The following is a 21,770-nucleotide window of genomic DNA, read 5'->3' as shown; positions in this document are numbered from 1 at the left end:
ACAATATTCTTGAATAGGGGAATCTATCATGAAAGCTATAGAAAAGGCATCGAATACAATAGCTACAAAACCAGTGACCGCTATCAATATCAATACGGTTGAATTTACTGTAAAAAAGTTCTGGCTGCCTTTGGTTTTCGGCGCCAGTCTGATTTACATGGGCAATCCTCCTCATGCGGGAGAACAGCAAGGGGCGGGCAATCAGCCTATGCAATCCGGAAGTGGCCAGGGACAATCGGGTAAATGGGAAATGGCTCAAGGCACTGAAAGTCAGGGTTCCGGCAGAGGCACCAAGCCGGCACCAGGCTATACGGACGACAGGGTGCGCAATCAAGGCAGCAATACACTGGAGCGGGGCGGCGATAGAATCAAGCAAGGCACAGATCGTCCCGGCAGTGATCCAATGGACAGAGACACTACTCCAAGCGGTGAAAGAGGTATCAGCCCGGATATAGACAAGGGTACTGCTCCTGACAGTGAAAATATCAACAAAGATACCACCGGTCCCGGTGGTGACAATATGATGAGAGATGCCATCCCCGGTGGTAGTGGCATCAAAAGAGAATGATGTTGAGAGGCAACAGGCAGGCGTCAGAGAGATAACCGCCATGGAGCGGGCTTAGGTGCTTATTTAAATAGTAAGAGAGCTTTCAAAATTTTGTGTCAACTGAGCCGGTTAGACAGCCAATACGGTATCTAACTGGCTTTTTAAGGGAACTTTATGAGAATTTTTAATAAATAACTTTTAGTCTATCTATTGTAACCGGAAGCCTGACAGCAATTGATGCAAGCCCCAGCCTGCTGTGTCCGACGAGTCCGAATGAAGGCCCTGTTTATAAAATTTCAGTCCCTGAATAGCATGCTATGTGCGGTATTGTACAGACGGCATTCGATCCTGGCGCTAAACTGTTTCTGAGCATGATTCCCGCGCGATGCAAACCAGAAGTAAAAATATAAGCTGTGCCAGCCGTCAGCAGGCGAGACTGACTTTGATCTTTCGATGATGAACATGCTGCGCTGGGTCTGAAACGCTTGCTTAAAAAGGAGACTGTCATGAATATCGAACCTATCCTGGCCTTGATAATAGGCATATTAATATTGATAGTGCCCAGGTTTTTAAATTATTTCGTGGCTATCTATTTAATTGTCGTTGGGGTTCTGGGATTGATGAATCGTTAATTTTATGTAATGTTCCAAACCGAAATCCATCTTCTGGACTGAAGTTCACGTTTTAAAGGAGAACTGCTATGGCAACTAGCACTATATTACTGATCGTTTTGATCTTGATTATTTTAGGCGCGATTCCCATTTGGCCCTATAGTCGAGGCTGGGGGTATGGACCTAGCGGAATACTCGGGCTGATCCTGGTCGTTTTTCTGATTTTGCTCCTGTTGGGGGCGATCTAGACCTTGGAGGAGACTTGCATAAGCAGTAATCCTGAACATAGGATTACTGCGGGCGGATGGACAAGTATTCATATAGTCAGGAGACTGAAAAGACTAGGCCATGAAAACAAAAAAAGTGTATCGGCGAATCAGCGTGTCTGATGGCGTTTTTGCTCTCGTCATTATGACAACAGCGATCGCATTGCCCGGCTGCGCGCAGGATGGGCCTGGGTTCGGAGAAAGGACAGGCAGGCAGATTGATCAGGCTGCATCAAGAGCGGGTGAAACCGTGCAAGGCGCTCAACGGTCGCTAGGCGAGCAAACCGAAAAGGCCGGGGAATACTTCAACGACGCAGCTATTTCCAGCCGCATCAAGGCTGACCTTCTTAACGATTCGTTGCTTGCTTTGTCCAATATCAACGTCACGACAATTGCCGGCGTGGTTACGCTCAGCGGCATTGTTAATTCACAGCAGGCGATGGATAGAGCTTTGGAAATAGCGCGCCGTCACCCAAACGTGAAATCAGTCGAGAACAAGCTGCTCATTAAGGCGCCGAGCAGGATTTAATCGTCGCCTGAAGCAGCATAAGGTCAGCCGGCTTCATGCGTCATCTGGGAGAGGATGCATCAGTGGGTTTGTAGCGAACTGCTCCACCCCCTAAAAGAATAACCGCAACGTTGTCGCTTGTGCCGATAAATTCGATTGCTTGATTTATGGATCTCGATGCAAGATTAAACTTGTGAGCTAACACATCGCATTCCTTGCTGCTTGTTCTGCAATCCCAATAATCCTTGGCACCGGAAGCAAAAACAATGGACCTGGTATACGGAGGAGAATTGAAGATTTGCGCTTCCCTGTAACGCTTATCCATCTGTCCAAAAATAGCCACAGTCTCATAGTTTGAGGGATGATCGGGAAGCACAGTCTGCATTTTCCGCATGACAGATTCCGTCCTGGTTTTATGCTCGCTCAAATATGATCGGCCATCGATCGAAAGATTCCACCCCGTCCATAGTAATAAAATGATGCTGAGCCAGTGAATTCTAAGAGATGGCTGATTAGAAACAAGCAGCACGATAAGCATTGCCACAGACAGAGCTATCAAGCTTCGGGTTTGTATAACCGGCGCCAATGGAACGGAAAAAGCAAAAAAAGCAGCGCCTACCGCCAAAAGGATGATGATTCGCGAAAAATCGGAACGCCAGAATTGAAGGCGAAAAGCACATAATAAAATTAATCCGGAAATATAAAAGGGACTATTACCAGAGCCATTTTTCCAAAGCTGGAAAGCTTGTTTTTTGAAGCTTTCGATAACATAAAGTATGTTTCGAGCAAGGCTCTTCAAATCGTGAACAGGCGCGGCGTGTCTCCATTCCGCGGGCACAATCCCTACCTGTCCCGTAGCAATGAATACTGCGACAGACGAGAACAAAGCCCCCGCAATTGCACCCGAAATCCAATAAAACAAATGGCTGAATAAATAGGATCCAGGCTTATCAATGTCTTTATGCTCCAGCTCTTTCCGCCGGAGAAAAAATAAAGGAAGAAGAAAATAGCAATTCTGCATCATGCCGAACAGCAAGACGCCCCCAAGCGGATAAATCACTTTATGGGAAACGCCCTTGTCAGCGAGCCAGCTCAATGCCAATAATGCCAGGGTTGTAGGAAGGAGTGTTGCCGGCCACAGACTTTGCTGTATATAGGGGGGACTCAAAAGCAAAACGGATGCGATCACCACCGAATATCCGATGTCTCTCGTGAGGTTTTTTGCTATGCGAAAAAGTACTAGCCATGAGCCACAGACGAACAATACTGCATGTATCGCCAATGGCACTTGGCGCAACCAATGATGAAGAAGAAAGTTTATCCACCGGCCTTCCTCTTTTAACTTGAAAGTGAAATCGTGATAATAATGGACTTCGTCATGACCAAATATTTTAAGATTTAGCAGTAAGTAATAGACACTGATCAGCAAAATTAGCGATAGGGCCGCCGCAATGCGGTCGAACCCTCTTAAGGTTGCCGTTTGTGCCCGGTTAAATGGAATGGCTTTCATTTTTTATGGAGTGGATTGAGGTAAATACTTCCGAAGGTTTATATTTTTTATTTCCAAACGAAATATTTATTAATCAGATAAAAAAACACGGTATATGTACTCATGGCAAACACCTGAGCGATTTCCGGCCTAATGTCGAGCACGCTAACCAAATAAAGCAGCATCGCCTGATTTAGTGAAAAAGCGGAAACGAAACCGATTGAAAATCGGACGAACGCTCCAAGACTGAAGAGTGCGCCTTTGAAGACAAACAAACGATTCAGTGCGAAAGCAGCCCCCAGTCCGGCGCCATACAACAGCATTGGCCAGTTCTGGTCTCAGGTTACCCCAGAGGAGCATCATTAAAAAGACGCCGTAACCAATCGACGTGTTAGCACTCCCTGCAATCGAGTTGCTGAGATTAATGGCAGGCAGTCTCCTTGTCAATTGCTAACATAACAAGCCACATTCGGTATTTTATTTTAATAAAAATCAATTGGTTAAATTGGTTATTCCTGGCCAACGGCACGAATGTTTTATGCGATGTAGGTGCGAATTTATTCGCACTGTCTGTTAATGCCGGCACGCCAGTGTTGTCTCGGCTCGAATACCCTCCTGGGCACAAGTAAATTCGACCCTGCAACTGCGTACATCAGTTAACAAAAACCTTGAATCGGCGCAGTTATTAGAACTTATAATGAGCCAATCCTCGCGCTTTTGAGCTACAACGGACACTCATTACAGGAATCGATGATCAAGCGAATTCTCCTTATCGTTACGTTATCCGTGCTGATTTTCGGCGGGTTGTTTGGCTGGAAGTTCTATCGGGACCGACAGGCGCAAAGCCAGATGCAGGCGCCGCCGCCTGCCGTCGTGGCGGTCACCGAAGTCAAGCGGGAACAGTGGCAGCCTTATTTGACCAGCGTCGGCAGCCTCGTCGCGGTATCGGGCATTGACGTCAGCAACGAACTGGCCGGCAAAATCACGGCCATTCATTTCGAGTCGGGACAGCCGGTCAGGAAAGGCCAGTTGCTGATAACGCTGGATACATCGACAGACGAGGCCGAACTCAAAGGCCTGCAGGCCGATGCGCAACTGGCGCAGGTCCGGTTTGAGCGATACGAAAAGCTGATCGGCAAACAATTCGTCTCCCGGTCCGACTACGATCAGAGCCGTGCGCAACTGGCCCAGGCTCAATCGGCCGTCAAGGCCAAACTGTCGGTGATCGCCAAAAAACGCATCCGCGCACCCTTTGACGGCAAGCTTGGCATTCGTCTGGTCGACATAGGCCAGTATCTGGCCGAAGGCTCGGCGATCGTGCCGCTGCAAAAGCTCGATCCCATTTATGTCGATTTCACGCTGCCCGAACAGCATCTGGGCGGGTTGGCTATCGGCCAGAAAATGACCGTGACGGTGCAAGCCTACCCGGGCAAGCTGTTCAACGGCGCGATCAGCGCCATGAATCCGCTCATCGATATCGGGACCCGATCGATAAAGCTGCGCGCGACGCTGGTCAACCCCGAACAGATCCTGCGTCCGGGCATGTTTGCCGACGTACAGGTCCTCTCCAGTCGGAAACAGGACGTGTTGACGCTGCCCGATACGGCTATCACCTATAACCCCTACGGCGATTCCGTATTCGTGGTCGAGCCCGGCGAACAGGGTCTGACGGTACAGCGCCGGCAAGTGAAGACGGGCGAAACGCGCGGGGGCCGCGTGCAAATTGTCGAGGGCCTGCAGGCCGGCGAGCGCGTGGTCAGCGCCGGACAGGTCAAACTGCGCAACGACATGCCGGTCCGCATCGACGACAGGCCCGCGCCCGGCGAACGCGAGAACGAATCGTGAAATTTACCGACCTGTTTATCCAGCGGCCGGTATTGGCCAGCGTCATCAGCCTGCTGATCCTGGTGGTCGGCATCCGCTCCATCGCCGTGCTGGAGGTGCGCCAGTATCCGAAAACCGAGGATACGGTCGTTACCATCACCACGATCTATCCCGGCGCCAGCAGCGATCTGATCAAGGGCTTTATCACGACGCCGTTGCAGCAGGCCATCGCCGAGGCCGACGGCATCGATTACCTGTCCTCGGCCAGCCGGCAGGGCAGCTCCACGATCGAGGCGCACATGCGCCTGAACTACAGCGCGAGCGCGGCGGTCGCCGAAATCCAGGCCAAAGTCGCCAGCCAGCGCAACGTGCTGCCCGTGGAAGCCGAAGACCCGGTCATCACCTCGCAGACCGGCGACCGGACGGCGCTGATGTATATGGCCCTGTACAGCGACGCGCTGACGCCGGCGCAGATCACCGATTACATGATTCGCGTCATCCAGCCCAAGATGCAGGCCGTGGCCGGCGTCGGCAAGGCGCAGCTGCTGGGCAACAAAACCTTCGCCATGCGCGTCTGGCTGGACCCGCGGCGCATGGCGGCGCTGGGCGTGACCGCCGATGACGTGGCCGAGGTGTTGCGCACCAACAATTACCTGTCGGGCGCGGGCCAGACCAAGGGCGACTACGTCATGATGGACCTGAGCGCCACGACCGATGTGACGCGCGAGCGGGACTTCCGGCGGCTGGTCGTGGGCAATCGCAACGGCACGCTGGTGCGCCTCGGCGATGTCACCCATACCGAAATGGGCAGCGAGGACTACGATTCGATCAACTGGTACAAAGGCAAGGACGCCATATTCATGGGCATCGAACAGGCGCCCGGCGCCAATCCGCTGATCGTCGCCCAGGACGTGCGCAAGGCGCTGGACAGCCTTGAGGCCGAACTGCCCGAGGACCTGCATGTGCTGGTGCCTTATGACGCCAGCCAGTTCATTCAGGATTCGATCGATGAAGTCTTTCTGACCCTGGTACAGGCCATCGCGATTGTGCTGGTAATCATTTATTTGTCCCTGGGCTCGGTGCGCGCTGCACTGGTGCCGTCCGTGACCGTGCCGCTGTCGTTGATCGGCGGCACTTTTCTGATGTTGCTGGCGGGCTTTTCGATCAATCTGCTGACCATGCTGGCGATGGTGCTGGCAATCGGACTGGTTGTCGATGATGCCATTGTCATTGTCGAAAATGTGCACCGCCACATCGAGCTGGGAACCCCGCGCTTTCAGGCCGCGATTGATGCCATGCGCGAGCTGGTGCTTCCGGTTATCGCCACGACCGTCGCCCTGGTCGCGGTCTACATGCCGATCGGCTTCATGGGCGGCCTGGTCGGCACCCTGTTTACCGAATTCGCGTTTTCGCTGGTCGCGGCCGTGATCGTATCAACCATTGTGGCGATGACGCTGGCGCCCATGCTCAGTTCGAAAGTCCTGAAGGAAAAAGGCGCGGCGGGCAGGTTCGAGCGTGCTGTCGAGCGTCTGTTTACCCGCCTTTCCGAGCATTACCGGCGCGTGCTGCATGAGGTTCTGGAGTTTTCATTGGTGCTGCCGGCTTTCGCGCTGGCCGTGATGGTCAGCATTTATTTCATGTTCGAGCTGACGCAGAAAGAGCTGGCGCCGACTGAAGACCAGAGCATTCTGTTTTTCATGGCCACGGGCCCGCAGACCGCGACCTTGAAGTATAACGAGGCTTACACTCGCGAGTTGATGCAAGTTTTCGAGACCATTCCCGAATACAACGAAAGCTTTCTGCTGCTCGGCTTCGGCGGCGACGACAACGTCGTGTTCGGCGGATTTAAAATGCCGTCGACGACCGAGCGGCAGCGCTCGCAAATGGACATTCAGCCGGAACTGCAGGCCAAGGTCGATGACATCGCCGGCTTTCAGACGGCCGTGATTCCGCGCCCGAGCCTGCCCGGATCGGGCGGCGGCCTGCCTTTGCAGTTCGTGATACAAGCCGATGCCGATTATGCGCGGCTTGATCAGATCGCCGACCAACTGGTGAACTCGGCCACGGCCAGCGGCCAGTTTTCCTTCCTGATGAAGGAAGTCGAATTCACGAGGCCCATGGCCACGCTGGTGATCGACCGCAACCGGGCCGCCGACCTGGGCCTGTCGATGGCAGACATCGGCCGCAATCTGGCCGCACTGCTGGGCGACAATTATATCAACCGCTTCAACCTGCAGGGGCGCAGCTACAAGGTCATACCGCAGGTCGACGATCCGTCCCGCCTCGATACCAGCAAGTTCAGCGACTATTACCTGCGCACGGAATCGGGCGGCCAGGTGCCGCTTTCGTCGCTGGTTCGCATCGAAAAATCGGTGGAGCCGAGCAAGCGAACCCAGTTTCAGCAGCTTAACAGTTTGACGGTTTCAGGATCGCCGGCGCCGGGCGTGGCTCTGGGCGATGCCATGGCTTATCTGGAGCAACTGGCCCGCGACCAGTTTCCACGCGGCTACAGCTTCGATTACACGGGCAGCTCGCGCCAGTATGCGCAGCAGGGCAGCGAGCTGATCATTACTTTCTTTATGTCCCTGCTTGTTATATATCTGATACTGGCTGCGCAGTTCGAAAGCTGGCGCGACCCGCTCATCATTCTGACTTCGGTGCCGATGTCTATCGCCAGCGCGCTGGCGTTTCTGATGCTGGGGTTCGCTTCGCTCAACATTTACACGCAGGTGGGACTGATTACCCTGATCGGCCTGACGGCGAAAAACGGCATACTGATCGTCGAATTCGCCAATCAGTTGCAGATTCGGGAAGGTTTGTCCAAACGCGATGCCGTCGAGCAGGCGGCCGGGATCCGCTTACGGCCCATCCTCATGACCGCGATATCAACGTTGGTCGGCGTAGTTCCGCTGCTGCTGGCGACAGGGCCGGGCGCGGCCAGCCGCTTCGATATCGGCCTGGTGATTGTCACCGGCCTCGGTATCGGCGGCACGTTGTTTACGCTGTTCGTGGTGCCGGCCTTTTACCTGCTGCTGGCGCGCGACCGGCATCAGGGCGGGGCGCCTGTTCAGGCCTCATAACAGGAATTATTACCCATGAACTTGTTGACTGCTTTTATTACCCTGGAAACCATCGCCTTTATCGCCGTGCTGCTCTGGCTGCCGCGATACAAGAAGGCAAATGCCATGGCAAAGGCCTTCGCCGGCAGACCAAGCCATTCGGATGATGAGTTTTATGAACGCTATTTCCGGCAGGAGGGCGTTCCGAAGCAGGTTGTCATCGGCGTCAAGCGCATCCTGGAAGCGCATCTGGAAGCCGATCTTTCCCAATTGACGGATCAGGATGATTTTTCCACGAATCTTGCCTTTTTCTGGGAACTGGACTCGATGGCCGATGTGGAAATCGTGGCCGCGCTGGAGAAGGAATTCAATATCATCATTGAACATGAAGAGGCGGAAAAAGCCGTAACGGTCAGAGACATAGTCGATCTGGTCTGGCACAAGTCAACTGTAGCCGGCACCAGATAAATGCCGCGGTTCGCCGCTGTACCGGCGCCGGGCGTGCTGATGTCTGTATCGGAAGCGGGGCGGGACGCGGCTGACTCGCAGCGCATTGGCGCGCCTGGAAGCCGGCGTGTTGCGGCAGTTTACGCAGATGCAGGAGCAATGACGGCAGAACACAAGCCGAATCCCTGCTGTTTGCAGGTGTAACACAAGGCGGTATTAACGCCCGACGATGGATCGATAAGGAGCGACAATGACCGTAAACGTTTATCTGGACGCCGGAGCCTTACTCTGAGGCTGATTTACTTTGACGGGCTTTGGCTCACCGTGCGCCGCCTGCCTGCGGTGCAGTATCAGGCATTGTGGATGCTGGGCAGTTTCATCCTGCGCAATATGCTGATCGCAGCCGGGTTTTATGCGATTTCGTTTGGGGTTGGCAGTATGAAATGCTGTGTTTGGCAGGGTCTCTCGTGGTTCGGTTTGTAATGATTCGGCATATCCAGAAGTCGCTTGAAAAGGAGCCGGCAGGGTGAGAAAAAGAGTGCGGGGCTTAGCAGATGATGGCTAAACAATGGTTATCGATCCTGAACATTATTTTGCGGCAGCATGGCTTCATTAAAATCAATGCCGCTCCGGCATCTGTCAGCAGCCTTGGCGATATATGCGTATTTGTTGCCGGATCTTGTCTGTAGCGCGTTAAATGCCGAAGCAAAAGCCTTTTGAAACTATTTCCTTTGAACCGGAAGCTATAGAGACATGAATAACGAATTTGATGACAGAAAATCTCCTCTGTCCGATCGGCCGGGCTTCGTGCTGATCATCGCCGGCGTTTCCGGCGCCGGGAAGACGACGGTGGGCAGGGCCTTGGCCGAACGCTTGGGCTGGCGCTTCATCGAAGGCGACGATTATCATCCTGCGGCGAATGTGGCCAAGATGCAGCGAGGCGAACCGTTGAATGATGCCGACAGAGAACCCTGGCTGCTTCGCCTGCGGGATGAGATCAAGGCTTGCCTGGCTAGAGGTGAGCGGGCCATTCTGACCTGTTCGGCATTGAAGGAACGCTACCGCGCACTGTTGCGTCCGGATCCGGAGCGGGTACATTTTGTCTTTCTCACGGGCAGTTATGAAACCCTGCATAAGCGGTTAACGCAGAGGCACAACCACTTCATGGGGCCGGATCTGCTGGCCAGCCAGCTGGAAACTCTGGATCTGCCCGGCGATGGCTTGATCGTCGATATCGACCAGCCTGTAGACGCGATTGTGGATGCAATAATGGTTTATCTAGGCCTGTAGGGTCGAATTCATTCGACCTGGTGGGTTAGGGCTGCCCAAGCCGGGTTTCCGCTTAAGCCCCGGTCCAGCCTACAGGCTGAACCTTTTAGCCCAGTAGGATGCGTGCCATAGCCAGAGCGCCACAGTTTTTTTCGGGACCGGCATTTTCCTCACTTGACTTTAAATTAAAGAAGTTAATGCTTGTCAAAAATGCAAAGAATGGCGCAACAAGCGCTGAATAATCAGGAGAATTACGATGGATGACACCGAAGTACTTGTAACAGGCCTCGCCTTTCCCGAAGCGCCGCGCTGGCGGGATGATCGTCTATGGTTCACCGACCAGCACGGCAAATGCGTCATGACCGTCACGCCGGACGGGCAGACCGAATGCCGGCTGGAAATGGACGATTTGCCGGGTGGCCTGGGCTGGCTGCCCGACGGCACGCCGCTGGTCGTGGCCATGAGCGAGCGGGCGGTTTATCGCATAATCGGCCATAGTCTGGTTCTGCATGCCGATCTGTCCGACCTGACCCCGTTCCACTGCAATGACATGGTCGTCACGGCTGAAGGCCGGGCTTATGTCGGCAATTTCGGCTACGACCTGCATGGCGGCGCGCCGCCGGCTGAAACCCATCTCATTGCGGTTGAGCCCGACGGTCAGTGCCGGATAGCGGCGCAAGGGCTGGTCTTTCCGAACGGCAGCGCTATTACGCCGGACGGCACTACGCTCATCGTGGCGGAAACCTTTGCCTCCCGCCTGACCGCCTTCCTGATCGGCGACGACGGCCTGCTGCATTCGCCCCATCTCTGGGCCAGCCTGGGTGATGCGACGCCGGACGGCATCTGTCTGGACAAAGATGGCGCGCTGTGGGTCGCCAGTCCCGCGACACGTTCGGTGCTTCGGGTCAGCCAGGGCGGTGATGTTTTATCCCTTGTTCGCCCGACAGGCATCCCTTACGCCTGCATGCTGGGCGGGCCGGACCGGCGAACCTTGTTCGTGACGACTGCCGAAACGGATGATCCGTACCAGGCCATGATAATGAAATCGGGGCGCATCGAGGTTGCCGAAGTCGCCGTACCGGGTGCAGGGCTGCCTTAAATTTTTCGGATGGACAATTTATCAACCAGAGTGAGAGCCCAGACATGCCATTACTGATCGAAAAGACATTAAGCGGACAACGTGCCTTAATCACCGGCGGCAGCTCCGGCATCGGCGCGGCGGTCGCCCGTGCGATGGCCGAAGCGGGTGCGCGCGTGGCGATCAATTACGTGTCCGATGCCGAAGACGCGCAGAAACTGGTCGACGAGATTCAGGCAGGCGGCGGCGAGGCTTTCGCCGTGCAGGCTGATGTAAGCTGTGAAGAAGAGGTCAAGCTGATGTTTGAAATCGTCATCAAACGCTGGGGCAGTCTCGATATTTTAGTCGCCAATGCCGGCATCCAGCTCGACTCGCCTGTTGCCGAGATGACGCTGGCTCAGTGGAATAAGGTGTTGGCCGTCAATCTGACTGGCCAGTTTCTCTGCGCGCGGGAAGCGGTCAAGGAATTTCTGCGGCGCGGCCTGATTCCCGAGTTATCCAGCGCTATGGGCAAAATCATCTGCATGTCGTCGGTGCATGATGTCATTCCATGGGCCGGGCATATCAATTACGCTGCCTCGAAGGGCGGAGTGCTCATGTTCATGAAAAGTCTGGCGCAGGAAGTCGCCCATCAGAGAATCCGGGTCAATGCCATTTCACCGGGAGCGATCCGTACGCCGATCAACCGTTCGGCCTGGGAGACGTCTGAAGCGGAAAGGGAGCTGCTTAAACTGATTCCTTATGAGCGGATAGGCGAGCCGATGGATATCGGTCATGCGGCGGTCTGGCTGGCCTCCGATGCCTCCGATTATGTGGTCGGCACGACCCTTTACATCGATGGCGGCATGACGTTATATCCGGGATTTCGCGAGGGCGGCTGAACATGAAAACCCTTGAAGCGCTCTGCAATCCATCGTCAATACCATGAAAGTGCTGGGCAGGGCTGCTATTTCGAGGCGCTGTACAGGTACGTCACCATGTCGCGGGCCGTCGCTTCCGGTACATTCAGGGCAGGCATGACCGTCTTCGGATCGATCCGTTGCGGATTCATGATCCAGGCGACCATGTTGTCCGGCGTATTGGGAATCACGCCCGCCAGATACCAGCGCTTCCCGACTCCGGCCAGGGGCGGGCCGACCAGGCCGTTGGCGCCGGTCACGCCGGGAATGGTATGGCAGCTGCCGCAGCCATAGTTGTAGAGTGCGACTTTGCCGCGCCCGGGATCGCCGCCGATCACCTGGGACTGCAGCTTGTCCTGTTTGTCCGGAACGCAGGCCGAAAGCCCGACCAGACAGAGGAGGAGAATACCCAGAGCGAGAATTTTTGCCGGCATAGCCTCTCCCATACTCATCTCCGTTTGTCCAGAAGCAGATCCCGGCTTTGCCGCGAGCCCTGTTCAGCCTCCTGAAAGTAACGCATCAGCGACAGCAGGGTCACGATCACGAAGACAGCGCCGCCCGGCACCCACATGATCAGGCCGCCGAGCTGCTGGTCCTCGACGGGCGAAAAGCCCCAGACGGGCGTCGTGACGGCATAAACAGGATACCAGGGGCTGGAAGTGAAAGTCAGCAGGGCGCCGAGAATGCTGGTGTGAATAGCCGTGGTGAAAATGTAGAAGGCTCCCATCAGTCTGTTGGCGATACCCTGTCGTCGCTCCACCATGGCCCACCAGAACAGCAGCGCGGAAACCAGAAAACCCAGGTGCTGGAGGATGTGTATCCCATTATTCCCTAACGCCGCCTGGAAAAGAAAGGGGATATGCCAGAGCCACAGGATCAAGGCATGGATGAGCCATGCGATCAGAGGCCGGGTGCTGAAAGCCCAGAGGGCAGCCAGGGGTCGGCTTCTCGCCAGAATTTCAGCGCCCTTGCGCCAGCCTGCCGGCAGGCCCCAGAGCCAGGCCGGAAAGACCTTGCTGACTACCAGAAAAGGGGCCGCCACCAGCATCATGATTTCATGCTGGACCATATGGGCCGCAAAAAGCTCATTGCTCAGGGCGTCCAGTGGCGAAACCAGGGCGATGAAAAGCGTCAGCCACCCTGCGGCAAAGGCCGCCGCCTCGCGCCGCCGGATGCCCCCGCCCATCCGGGTATGCCGCCAGAGACGGAAAAGACCGGCGGCGTAAAGGCCTCCCGATAATCCCAGCGGGATCAGAACGGCCAGGTCCGTGTTCCAGGCTGTCCATAGGCTGTTCCGGTCGATAGGCGTTTCCCAGTGGGCATGCGCGGCGGCGGGCGCGGCCAGGGCTGACAGAATCAGACGACGGACAAAAAGCTTAAGGCCGGTCATCTTGAGCAAGGGTCCAGAATCAGGGTGGGCAGCCATTGGGCGATGATCGCGACCGTGAAAAAAACCGAGAGCATCAGGCCGCCCAGGGCCATGAAGCGGCTGCGCGAGATCGGATCGCCGCCGCTGTCAGGCCACTGCGGCCCCGCAATATGCCAGCTGTGCCAGGCCAGATAGAGGCCGGCGGCGGCGATCAGCAGGGCGACCAGGGCCAGCAGGTGATGCAGAAAGCTGTGGCCGCTCTCGCAGATCCGATCGACCAGGGCATAACCGACACCTAATTGCAGGGCCCAGGCGAACGGCGCCAGCAGCACGCCACCCCACAGGGCAGCGATGCCTTTGTGCTGCATGAAATAGGATAAGGGGTCGCGCTTTTCCAAAGTGATCTCCTTAGCTTTGCAGCAGATGGGAAGCCCAGTAGATGGTCATGTACAAAGGAATCCAGACGACCACGACGAAATACCAGTAGAGCCCGTTGACAGTAACGCCGATGCGCCGTTTGCTGTTGAAATAATTCTGCCAGGCCAAAGTAGTGACGACGGCGGTTTTCAGGATCAGAGCCAGCACGTGGGCGCTGTGGAAGCCGGCAATGGCCCATACCACGGAGCCGTAAGCGTGCGTGTCCCAGCGGAAGCCGATGTCGCGGTACTCGATGGCCTTCATGATCAGGAAGACGAGGGCCAGGGCGATGCTGATTAGAGGGCCTACCTTCAAAGGAAACGTCTTGCCTTCCTTGATGGAGGAGTCCGCCCAGTACATGGGAATAGCGCTGGCCAGAAGCACCAGCGTGGCGAGGGTCGGTTTCAGCAGTTCCGGCGGCTGGGTGCCGTCCGGCGGCCAGGTGGGGAAATTGGTTTGCAGGTAGAAGAAACTGATGACCAGACTGGCGAAGACAGTGGCCTCCACGACAATCAGGCCGATGATGCCCCACCATATCGGTACACAGTGGCTGAAAGCATAGCTGGGCAGTTTGCTCGCATCAATCGCGGAAAACGTGTTCATGAGGGCTCCTCCCGAGCTTCTTTCGTCAGCTCCCGCGGCCAGAACCAGCCGGCCAGGGCGATAAAGCTGAGCACAAAACCCACCACCGGAAAAATGTTGTGGAACATGAAGCCGCCGAAGCCGATGCCCACAGCCACGGCCAGCAGCAGCGGCCATACGGAAGGCCCCGGCATCACCGAGCGGTATTGGGGATGGGCATCGAGGAGCGAGGTGACCAGCAGTTCCCGGCGGTCGGAGCGGATGCCCGTCACGACCGGAATGTCCTGGCCTTCCTGGTATTCCCATAAGGGATGGCGATCTATCACCACCGGAATATGGCGGAAATTGTACGCGGGCGGTGGCGATGGGCAGCCCCATTCCAGACTGTCGGCATGCCAGGGATTGTCCCCGGCCGGCTCGCCCCGCTTCAGGCTCCAGAAGATGTTGATAAAAGAGCTCAGAAAGCCCAGAGCCAGCACCCCGGCCGACAGCGACACGAACAGGTTGATGTCGCCCCAGCCGAGCGGCTCGAAATAGGTATAGACCCGGCGCGGCATCCCCTGCAGGCCCAGGTAATGCATGGGGAAGAAGGTCAGGTTGAAGCCGATGAAGGTAAGCCAGAAGCTGACCTTGCCCAGCGTTTCGCTCATCAGGCGGCCCGTGAGCTTGGGATACCAGTAATACAGACCGCCGAACAGGGGGAAGACCCCGCCGCCGATCAGGACATAATGAAAATGGGCGACCAGGAAATAGGTATCATGGACCTGGGTGTCGAACGGCACGGAGGCCACCATGACCCCGGACAAGCCCCCGATCACGAAAATGAAGAAAAAGCCGAGCACATACAGCAGGGGCGTGGCGAAGCGGGGCCGGGTGCCCCACAGGGTGGCGAGCCAGCAGAAGATCTGCACGCCGCTGGGGATGGCGACCATGGAACTGGCAGCGGTGAAAAAATTGGAGGCCAGATGGGGCATGCCTGTCGTGTACATATGGTGTACCCAGAGGCCGAAGCCGACGAAGCCGATGGCGACCAGGGACAGTACCAGGGCCGTGTAGCCGAAAACGGGCCGCTGGGTGAAGGTGGTGATGATGTCGGAGATCATGCCCAGGGCCGGAATCAGGATGATATACACCTCCGGATGCCCGAAGAACCAGAACAGGTGCTGCCACAGGAGTGGGTCGCCGGTGCCGGGAACGAAAAAGTGGGTGCCGACGGTGCGGTCCAGCGCCAGCATGACGCTGCCCACCATCAGCGGCGGCATCGCGAAGACGATCATGAAGGACATGACCAGGACGGCCCAGACGAACAGGGGCATGCGGTTCAATGACATGCCCGGCGCCCGCTGCTTGAAGATGGTGGCGATCAGCTCCACTGCCGCTACCAGCGCGGAAATCTCCATGAAGGTGACGACCGTGGCGTAAAAATCCACGCCCATGCCCGGCGAGTATTTCGCGTCGGCCAGCGGCGGGTAGGCGAACCAGCCCACGGCCGGGGCCATGTTCAGAAACAGGGCCAGGTACATCGCGACGCCGGCGATCAGGTAGACGTAATAGCCGAAGGCATTGAGCCTGGGAAAACTCATATCCCGGGTGCCCAGCATGAGGGGCACGATATAGATGGCGAAGCCTTCCATGATCGGCACGGCGAACAGGAACATCATGGTGATGCCGTGCATGGTGAAGATCTGGTTGTACAGGTCCGGGGGCAGGAAATTGTTTTCCGGCGCGGACAGCTGGATGCGCATGAGCGCCGCCAGCAGTCCGCCCAGGATGAAGAACACGAATCCGGTGATGATGAAGCGCTTGCCGATGCTGGTCTGGTTCACATGCGTGAACCAGCCGAAAAAGCCCGGCGGCGAGCGCCAGACTTCGGTCAAAAGACGGGTCTCCTCGCTGGAATCGATGACTTGGGTCCTTTCATGTTGTGTCATGGTTCGGCCGCTTACCTGAGACTGTGCAGATAATCCAGCAGGGCGGACAGATCGTCCGGAGCCAGCTGGGTCGGAGGCATGAAGTTGCCCGGCTTGATGCCTTGGGGATTGAGAATCCAGCCTGCCAGATGCCCCCGGGAATTGGGCATGGAGGCGGCGGCCAGGGTCTGCCGGCTGCCGAAGTGGGTTAGATCCGGCGCTACGCGGCCTTGCGCTCTGGTGCCGCGCACCGAGTGGCACATAATGCACTGGGAGGACAGGAAGACTTCCTGGCCGCGCGCCAGAGCCGGATCGACAGGCATTGCCGCCGGCTGCTTCTGGCGGTCCAGCCAGGTCTGGAATTCCGCGACCGGCTGGGCCTCCACGAGAAAGGCCATGCGGGCATGCTGCAGGCCGCAGAATTCCCCGCACTGGCCGCGGAAAGTACCCGGCCGGTCGGCCTGGACCCAGCTGGTGTTGGTCTTGCCCGGAATCAGGTCGGTTTTGCCGTTGAGATTGGGTACCCAGAAACTGTGAATGACGTCGGCAGCCTTCAGCAGCAGGCGTACCGGCCGCCCTACCGGAATATGGATTTCGTTGGCGGTGGTGGCGATGCGGTTCTGCCGGCTGTCCAGATAGTGCACCTCCCACCACCACTGGCGCCCGATCACTTCAATGGTGAGGACATCCGCCGGCAGCGGCTTGGCCAGCACACGGTCGGTCGCCGCGCTGGAAAGACTGAAGGCGAGCAGGACTACGACGGGCATGACCAGGCCTGCGGCAATCACGAGATTGCGGCTCTGGATATAGGTCAGGGGCCTGTGCTGCCTCTGCCGCCAGCCGCGGAACTGGCCTGCCAGCAGCAGGATCAGCACCAGCGCCAGGATGACTCCCGCCACGCTGACCATGATCCAGAAAAACAGCGTGATCCGTTCGGCTACAGGCCCTTGAGGGTCCAGGGCGGACTGACGGCCTGCGCAGGCCGTCAGCAGGGCGCCGCTTAAGGCAAGGCTGACAGGGCGCAGCCTGTGAAGGTTCATGGCGGGCCATGCGCTAGTCATCGGCGGCCTCCTTGTGATACTGCTTCAGCTCCTTGGGCCCTTGCTTCAGGTTGCCGGACGCCTCGTCCTGCAAGGGCAGGCTCCGGGTGCCTTCAAGCAGCTTCGTGCCCAGACCGCTCAGGGAGCGGACGTAGGCGACAATTTTCCAGACATCATCTTCCGGAATCCGACCGTGGAAGGACGGCATGCCATTCGGCCGTCCTTCCATGATGGTCGCGAAAATGGCGGCAGGCTCGCTGCCGTAAATCCAGTGATCGTCCATCAGCGGAGGCCCCATGCCGCCGCCACCGCCGGCATGGCAGCCGATACAGTTGAACCAGGCGTAGAGCCGTCTACCCTCGTTGATGGCATGCACCTGACCTTCATAAGGATTGGCTATCTTCGGGCGCTCCGTGGGCAGGCCCGGCTGCAGGTCCACCATGGGCATGCCGGCCGGCGCCATGCGGGCCGCAGGGCCTTCCCGCGTGGCCTGCTGTTCGCGCTCGCAGCCCGCCAGCAGAATCAGCAGCAGGGCCGCCAGCCCGGCTTTCACAATTGGTTGAAATAGGCAGAGTTTCATTGCTCAGCCCCCTGCCTGTCGGCGGATGCGACCTGAGGAATGCCGTAGGCGCCGAGGATTTTCTGGATATCGTCATGCCGCCGCTTCAGCGCCGCCTCGATTTCGGCCTTGAAGACCTTTTCGCCGTGGCGGACGCCCATGGCGATGTCATACTCCATGGGCAGAAAGGCCTGGTCCAGGGCGGGCGAGACAGGCGTCATTGCCAGCGGCACCGGCTCCCGGCGGACAAAGAAGCCGGCCAGAGGGCCCCAGACGATGGCCACGTCGATCCGCCCCTCGGCCAGGGCGTCGAGAATCCGCGCCGGCGGATTGGGCTGGCTGTAATCGCCGTAAATCGGGAAGCCGACCACGTTGTCGATGATATGGTGCCGGGACAGGGCGTGGGCCGGCGGCGTATTGGCATAGTCATCGCCCATCAGATGCACCCCCACTTTGGCGCTGCGCAGGAGGGGGTCGCTGAAGGAGCGGACCCGGTAGGGACTGTTCTTTCGATGGACGAACACATACGTGGAGCGGTAATAAGGGGCGGTGGTATCGACCATTTCAAACCCGGCCGGCACGGCCATGACCAGGTCGCAACTGCCGGCCTTGAGGGTGTTGCGGATGAAGCCGCGGCGCTGGGCCCACCAGGTGTAATGGAGCGTCGCCTTCAATTCATGGGCCAGAATCTCGGCGATCCGGTTCTCGAAGCCCTCCTGCCGGGCATTGGAAAAGGGCAGGTTATTGGGGTCGGCGCAGACCCGCAGCTGGCGGGCTAAGGCCGGCTGGGCCGCCAGACTCCAGGCGAGCAGGGCGCCGGCCAGAAGCCGGCCGGGAATGCGGCTGCAATCAGGGCAGGGCGAAGACATACAGCGCGCCTCCCTTGTTCGTGTGTTTGGGCAGGTCTTTCATGGCATTGACGAAACCGAGGGCCGCGGTGCCGTCCCGGGCGTCCAGTTCGCCCGGCACGATGGCGCCGGACCAGCCGCCGACCCCGGCGAGAATGGCGACGTACTGCTTGCCGTCCGGGCCCAGATAGGTGACGGGCTGGCCGATGATGCCGGAGCCCACCCGGAACTGCCAGAGAATTTCGCCGGTCCGGGCATGGACCGCCCTGAACCAGCGATCCATGGTGCCGTAGAAAACCACGTCGCCGGCCGTGGCCACCGTGCCGCTCCAGACCGGGAACAGTTCCTTGATGCTCCACATTTTTTTGGCTGCCACCGGGTCCCAGGCCGAGAATTCGCCGCGATGGCCGCCGGGGCCGGGGTGCATCTTCACTTCGGCGCCGACGAACGGCGTGCCGGCAATATAGTTGGCCTCGGTGCCGCGCATGTCCATGCACAGGTTGTTGTGCGGGATGTAGAGCAGCCCGGTCTGGGCGGAATAGGCGGAAGGCTGCCAATCCTTGGCGCCGGGCGCCGCCGGACAGATGTTGTGGACCGCCTTGCCGAGGCCGGTCTTCTTGTCTGCCACTTTCCTCGGCTCGCCCGTCTGCAGGTCGATACCGTTGGTGACGTTGACGTGGGCGTAGGTTTCGGCGGACAGCACCTCGCCGGTGGCCCGGTCCATCACGTAGATGTGGCCGTTGCGCTCGGGCCGGATCAGCGTTTTGCGCATCTGCCCGTTGACTGGCAGGTCCAGCAGAATCAGTTCATTGACGCCGTCGTAATCGTAAAGATCATGGGCTTCGATCTGGTAGGCCCAGGCCGCCTGGCCGTTGTCCGGGTTGCGGGCGAAGATGGTCAGGGTCCACTTGTTGTCGCCGGGGCGCTGGTCGGGATTCCAGGGACCGGGATTGCCGGTGCCGTAGTAAATGAGATTGAGGTCAGGATCGTAGGAGATCCAGCCCCACACGGCGCCGCCGCCGATCCGCCACATATCCGGCGGCCAGCTGCTTGCACCCAGATCGGTGCCCTGGTCCTTGGCATAGAAGGGCTTGAAATCGGGACCGATCAGGACCTCTTTGTCAGGCCCGGTGCTGTAGGCGGTCCAGGCGACTTTGCCGCTGTTGATGTCCACGGCCTTCAGCCAGCCGCGCACGCCCATTTCCCCGCCGCTGTTGCCCACCAGCATCTTGTCCTTGACCACGAGGGGCGCCATGGTGATGGTTTCGCCCAGGTTGATGTCGCCGAGCCTGGTTTTCCAGAGTTCCCGGCCGGTTTCGGCATCGAGCGCAATGGCATGAGTATCAAGCGTATTGAACAGGATCTTGCCGTCGGCATAGACCAGTCCCCGGTTCACCACGTCGCAGCAGGCCACGCCCTGGGCTGCGGCCTGCGGCAGCGGATTGTACTTCCATTTCAAGGCGCCGCCCTTGGCAAGATCCAGGGCATAGACGATATTGGGATAGGGTGTGATCACATACATGATCCCGTTGACCACTACGGGCGCCGCCTCATGGCCGTTGGTCTGTCCGGTGGAGAAGCTCCAGGCCAGCCGGAGATTTTTGACGGTTTCCGTGTTGATCTGGTCCAGAGTGCTGTAGCGCGTGCCCGCATAATTCTTGGCCGGCATTTCCCATCGGCTCTCTTCCTTGCCGGTGAGCCAGCCTGGCAGCGCTGCCCCCGAGTGGGGTTTGAGGTCCTGGTAGTGTTCCCTGAGCGGAAGCACGCTGGCTCCCTCCGGAGGTCCGGCTTGCGTTCCCTGCTTGTCTTGTGCAGACGTATCGGCAGCGACGAGAGCGAACAGGATAGCGAGAAGCGCCAGCGATTTCGCGGCGGTAGTAAAAAACGCGATGTCAGCGGTCCGGTATGGCGTCATATGATTACTACACTCTTTGTTGTTATTTGGGAGGTTCTAGTAACTTTTTGAGCGAACTCGTACGCTGATATCCGTATGGAATCGCGATACACTGAATTTGTAACCGGAGCAATCGATTTGGTTCAATTTTTCTCTTTAACAGGGAAAAAAATTGATGCACGAAGCTGGGCTCTCAGTACACATAAACTGACCCGCTGGCTGTCTGGCTGGAGATTCGATGCTGGAAAAGTGCGAAGCCGGCTAGCATTCCGGGACATCTGGCGGCGACTGCGTTGGCTCGCATAGCGAAATCATAGACTGGCAACGCTCGTCTTGCTGCCACTCTGTTGCCGTTGATAACGAGCTTTATCGATACTTCACAACCGCTGATTGCAGGTATGCGGGGCGACTTCAGTCGTCCGTCCAGGCATGATAAGGTGGCAGGTGCCGCGGATGAAGCCGCCCGCAGGTTGCAAACGGCTTTTCGCTTTTATAATGATGAGATTGAACGAGGCTGGTCAGCGGCAGGCGCTAGCCATGTCCTGAAGAAACATTAAAGGCGTGCCGAAACCGGGCTGAGCGATCAGTGAGTCCAGTCTGATGGCTTCCGCCCTTATGCAGAAAGAGGGCAATCTGGCGTCAGGATAGCCATTTCACCTTGGCAAAACATCACTGATTAAGAAGTTATTGTTTGATGTTTTTATAGCCTTCCTCGGTCTCGCGCATGATTTTCTGGCCTTCTTCAGTCATCCGGCGCCCTTCATCGATTTTCGACTGACCTTCGACTTGCAGATTCTCGCCTTGCTCGACCATTCGTTTGCCTTGCTGCCAGCGACTGCCCAGCTGTGCCATGCCCTGACTTTCGCGCATCATCTGATCGCCGGAGAGAATCGGTGATGGCGGCGGCGGTTGATCGCCGGCGCAACCAATCAGGAGTAAAGGCAAACTGGCGATAGCTAAACTGAGGCGAATGCCGATATTTTTTTGCATGATAGTCTGTTCTCTCATCCGGTAAAAAAAACAGGCAATTTTGCATCACCCCGGATAAATTGCAATAATTTTCTCATCAGTCTCAGTTTGGGCGATCTGGCGATAATTCGGTGCCATTTGTGTTAGAGGCCGTTAAGACAGGCTGCCATGCAGGAAATACAGGC

General features: G+C 57.4%; 23 protein-coding genes. 11 read left to right on the top strand and 12 right to left on the bottom strand.

Annotation, left to right across the window (positions count from 1 at the left end):
* The first annotated feature begins 28 nt into the window (after window positions 1–28).
* From METLU_RS0109085 to METLU_RS0109070, 4 genes are all read left to right on the top strand, one after another.
* The gene (locus METLU_RS0109085; RefSeq protein WP_155920511.1) at window positions 29–568 is read left to right on the top strand and encodes a hypothetical protein; all 540 of its coding nucleotides are present in this window, start codon (window positions 29–31) and stop codon (window positions 566–568) included.
* A 485-nt stretch (window positions 569–1,053) separates the two neighbouring features.
* Window positions 1,054–1,179, top strand: coding sequence for a DUF3096 domain-containing protein (locus tag METLU_RS27275; protein WP_081679059.1), 126 nt, complete (start codon window positions 1,054–1,056; stop codon window positions 1,177–1,179).
* A gap of 68 nt (window positions 1,180–1,247) precedes the next feature.
* Window positions 1,248–1,406, top strand: coding sequence for a DUF3309 family protein (locus tag METLU_RS27270; protein ID WP_036242975.1), 159 nt, complete (start codon window positions 1,248–1,250; stop codon window positions 1,404–1,406).
* Between the two features lie 100 nt (window positions 1,407–1,506).
* Complete coding sequence (locus METLU_RS0109070; protein WP_027157939.1) at window positions 1,507–1,953, top strand: BON domain-containing protein; 447 nt, start codon at window positions 1,507–1,509, stop codon at window positions 1,951–1,953.
* Between the two features lie 40 nt (window positions 1,954–1,993).
* Here the strand turns inward: METLU_RS0109070 and METLU_RS0109065 are convergent, their stop codons facing one another.
* Both METLU_RS0109065 and METLU_RS24940 read right to left on the bottom strand, forming a co-directional pair.
* A complete protein-coding gene (locus METLU_RS0109065) occupies window positions 1,994–3,442 on the bottom strand; it encodes a hypothetical protein (RefSeq protein ID WP_027157938.1) in 1,449 nt (482 codons plus the stop codon).
* Window positions 3,443–3,489: 47 nt separating this feature from the next.
* The gene (locus tag METLU_RS24940; RefSeq protein WP_027157937.1) at window positions 3,490–3,744 is read right to left on the bottom strand and encodes a GtrA family protein; all 255 of its coding nucleotides are present in this window, start codon (window positions 3,742–3,744) and stop codon (window positions 3,490–3,492) included.
* A 427-nt stretch (window positions 3,745–4,171) separates the two neighbouring features.
* On the opposite strand from METLU_RS24940, the gene METLU_RS0109055 reads away from it, so the two are divergent.
* The 7 genes from METLU_RS0109055 to METLU_RS0109015 all read left to right on the top strand — a co-directional run bounded on the left by METLU_RS0109055 (window position 4,172) and on the right by METLU_RS0109015 (window position 11,979).
* Window positions 4,172–5,266 carry an efflux RND transporter periplasmic adaptor subunit gene (locus METLU_RS0109055; protein WP_027157936.1) on the top strand — a complete coding sequence of 365 codons (1,095 nt, stop codon included), beginning with the start codon at window positions 4,172–4,174 and terminating at the stop codon, window positions 5,264–5,266.
* Window positions 5,263–8,325, top strand: coding sequence for an efflux RND transporter permease subunit (locus METLU_RS24935; RefSeq protein WP_036242973.1), 3,063 nt, complete (start codon window positions 5,263–5,265; stop codon window positions 8,323–8,325). Before METLU_RS0109055 ends, METLU_RS24935 begins: the two co-directional genes overlap by 4 nt.
* A 15-nt stretch (window positions 8,326–8,340) precedes the next feature.
* Entirely contained in the window at window positions 8,341–8,772 is a 432-nt protein-coding gene (locus METLU_RS26675; RefSeq protein ID WP_051299847.1) for an acyl carrier protein, read from the top strand.
* 216 nt (window positions 8,773–8,988) lie between these two features.
* The gene (locus METLU_RS29145) at window positions 8,989–9,234 is read left to right on the top strand and encodes an N-ATPase subunit AtpR (RefSeq protein WP_081679058.1); all 246 of its coding nucleotides are present in this window, start codon (window positions 8,989–8,991) and stop codon (window positions 9,232–9,234) included.
* A 270-nt stretch (window positions 9,235–9,504) separates the two neighbouring features.
* On the top strand, window positions 9,505–10,041 hold the full coding sequence (locus METLU_RS0109025; protein WP_051299846.1) for a gluconokinase: 537 nt from the start codon (window positions 9,505–9,507) through the stop codon (window positions 10,039–10,041).
* Between the two features lie 235 nt (window positions 10,042–10,276).
* Complete coding sequence (locus METLU_RS0109020) at window positions 10,277–11,119, top strand: SMP-30/gluconolactonase/LRE family protein (RefSeq protein WP_027157933.1); 843 nt, start codon at window positions 10,277–10,279, stop codon at window positions 11,117–11,119.
* Between the two features lie 44 nt (window positions 11,120–11,163).
* A complete protein-coding gene (locus tag METLU_RS0109015; RefSeq protein WP_027157932.1) occupies window positions 11,164–11,979 on the top strand; it encodes an SDR family oxidoreductase in 816 nt (271 codons plus the stop codon).
* 65 nt (window positions 11,980–12,044) lie between these two features.
* On the opposite strand, the gene METLU_RS0109010 is transcribed toward METLU_RS0109015, so the two are convergent.
* From METLU_RS0109010 to METLU_RS0108960, 10 genes are all read right to left on the bottom strand, one after another.
* Entirely contained in the window at window positions 12,045–12,449 is a 405-nt protein-coding gene (locus tag METLU_RS0109010) for a c-type cytochrome (RefSeq protein WP_027157931.1), read from the bottom strand.
* Window positions 12,446–13,387 (bottom strand): cytochrome c oxidase assembly protein, encoded by a 942-nt coding sequence (locus METLU_RS24925; protein ID WP_051299845.1) that lies wholly within the window; start codon window positions 13,385–13,387, stop codon window positions 12,446–12,448. The genes METLU_RS0109010 and METLU_RS24925 overlap by 4 nt, the downstream gene beginning before the upstream one ends.
* Complete coding sequence (locus METLU_RS26670) at window positions 13,384–13,764, bottom strand: hypothetical protein (RefSeq protein ID WP_051299844.1); 381 nt, start codon at window positions 13,762–13,764, stop codon at window positions 13,384–13,386. Before METLU_RS26670 ends, METLU_RS24925 begins: the two co-directional genes overlap by 4 nt.
* A 10-nt stretch (window positions 13,765–13,774) precedes the next feature.
* Entirely contained in the window at window positions 13,775–14,386 is a 612-nt protein-coding gene (locus METLU_RS0108995) for a cytochrome c oxidase subunit 3 (protein ID WP_027157930.1), read from the bottom strand.
* Window positions 14,383–16,296, bottom strand: coding sequence for a cytochrome c oxidase subunit I (ctaD, locus tag METLU_RS0108990; protein WP_027157929.1), 1,914 nt, complete (start codon window positions 16,294–16,296; stop codon window positions 14,383–14,385). Before ctaD ends, METLU_RS0108995 begins: the two co-directional genes overlap by 4 nt.
* Window positions 16,297–16,307: 11 nt before the next feature.
* Window positions 16,308–17,336, bottom strand: coding sequence for a cytochrome c oxidase subunit II (gene coxB / locus METLU_RS0108985; protein WP_051299843.1), 1,029 nt, complete (start codon window positions 17,334–17,336; stop codon window positions 16,308–16,310).
* Window positions 17,329–17,895 (bottom strand): c-type cytochrome, encoded by a 567-nt coding sequence (locus METLU_RS24915; RefSeq protein ID WP_027157927.1) that lies wholly within the window; start codon window positions 17,893–17,895, stop codon window positions 17,329–17,331. The genes coxB and METLU_RS24915 overlap by 8 nt, the downstream gene beginning before the upstream one ends.
* Window positions 17,892–18,743: a substrate-binding domain-containing protein gene (locus tag METLU_RS0108975; protein ID WP_051299842.1), complete on the bottom strand. Its 852-nt coding sequence runs from the start codon at window positions 18,741–18,743 to the stop codon at window positions 17,892–17,894. Before METLU_RS0108975 ends, METLU_RS24915 begins: the two co-directional genes overlap by 4 nt.
* Window positions 18,724–20,637: a methanol/ethanol family PQQ-dependent dehydrogenase gene (locus tag METLU_RS0108970; protein ID WP_027157925.1), complete on the bottom strand. Its 1,914-nt coding sequence runs from the start codon at window positions 20,635–20,637 to the stop codon at window positions 18,724–18,726. Before METLU_RS0108970 ends, METLU_RS0108975 begins: the two co-directional genes overlap by 20 nt.
* A 663-nt stretch (window positions 20,638–21,300) precedes the next feature.
* On the bottom strand, window positions 21,301–21,606 hold the full coding sequence (locus METLU_RS0108960; protein WP_027157923.1) for a hypothetical protein: 306 nt from the start codon (window positions 21,604–21,606) through the stop codon (window positions 21,301–21,303).
* Window positions 21,607–21,770: the final 164 nt, after the last annotated feature.

It is taken from the genome of Methylobacter luteus IMV-B-3098 (assembly GCF_000427625.1).
GTDB lineage: Bacteria > Pseudomonadota > Gammaproteobacteria > Methylococcales > Methylomonadaceae > Methylobacter > Methylobacter luteus.
The sequence above is the reverse complement of the archived record's forward strand: the minus strand, read 5'-3'. Positions and strand labels throughout refer to the sequence as shown.

Coding starts and splice junctions, on each gene's coding strand:
- METLU_RS0109085 (WP_155920511.1), top strand. CDS start 29: ATGAAAGCTATAGAAAAGGCATCGAATACAATAGCTACAAAACCAGTG.
- METLU_RS27275 (WP_081679059.1), top strand. CDS start 1,054: ATGAATATCGAACCTATCCTGGCCTTGATAATAGGCATATTAATATTG.
- METLU_RS27270 (WP_036242975.1), top strand. CDS start 1,248: ATGGCAACTAGCACTATATTACTGATCGTTTTGATCTTGATTATTTTA.
- METLU_RS0109070 (WP_027157939.1), top strand. CDS start 1,507: ATGAAAACAAAAAAAGTGTATCGGCGAATCAGCGTGTCTGATGGCGTT.
- METLU_RS0109065 (WP_027157938.1), bottom strand. CDS start 3,442: ATGAAAGCCATTCCATTTAACCGGGCACAAACGGCAACCTTAAGAGGG.
- METLU_RS24940 (WP_027157937.1), bottom strand. CDS start 3,744: ATGCTGTTGTATGGCGCCGGACTGGGGGCTGCTTTCGCACTGAATCGT.
- METLU_RS0109055 (WP_027157936.1), top strand. CDS start 4,172: ATGATCAAGCGAATTCTCCTTATCGTTACGTTATCCGTGCTGATTTTC.
- METLU_RS26675 (WP_051299847.1), top strand. CDS start 8,341: ATGAACTTGTTGACTGCTTTTATTACCCTGGAAACCATCGCCTTTATC.
- METLU_RS0109025 (WP_051299846.1), top strand. CDS start 9,505: ATGAATAACGAATTTGATGACAGAAAATCTCCTCTGTCCGATCGGCCG.
- METLU_RS0109020 (WP_027157933.1), top strand. CDS start 10,277: ATGGATGACACCGAAGTACTTGTAACAGGCCTCGCCTTTCCCGAAGCG.
- METLU_RS0109015 (WP_027157932.1), top strand. CDS start 11,164: ATGCCATTACTGATCGAAAAGACATTAAGCGGACAACGTGCCTTAATC.
- METLU_RS0109010 (WP_027157931.1), bottom strand. CDS start 12,449: ATGAGTATGGGAGAGGCTATGCCGGCAAAAATTCTCGCTCTGGGTATT.
- METLU_RS24925 (WP_051299845.1), bottom strand. CDS start 13,387: ATGACCGGCCTTAAGCTTTTTGTCCGTCGTCTGATTCTGTCAGCCCTG.
- METLU_RS0108995 (WP_027157930.1), bottom strand. CDS start 14,386: ATGAACACGTTTTCCGCGATTGATGCGAGCAAACTGCCCAGCTATGCT.
- ctaD (WP_027157929.1), bottom strand. CDS start 16,296: ATGACACAACATGAAAGGACCCAAGTCATCGATTCCAGCGAGGAGACC.
- coxB (WP_051299843.1), bottom strand. CDS start 17,336: ATGACTAGCGCATGGCCCGCCATGAACCTTCACAGGCTGCGCCCTGTC.
- METLU_RS24915 (WP_027157927.1), bottom strand. CDS start 17,895: ATGAAACTCTGCCTATTTCAACCAATTGTGAAAGCCGGGCTGGCGGCC.
- METLU_RS0108975 (WP_051299842.1), bottom strand. CDS start 18,743: ATGTCTTCGCCCTGCCCTGATTGCAGCCGCATTCCCGGCCGGCTTCTG.
- METLU_RS0108970 (WP_027157925.1), bottom strand. CDS start 20,637: ATGACGCCATACCGGACCGCTGACATCGCGTTTTTTACTACCGCCGCG.
- METLU_RS0108960 (WP_027157923.1), bottom strand. CDS start 21,606: ATGCAAAAAAATATCGGCATTCGCCTCAGTTTAGCTATCGCCAGTTTG.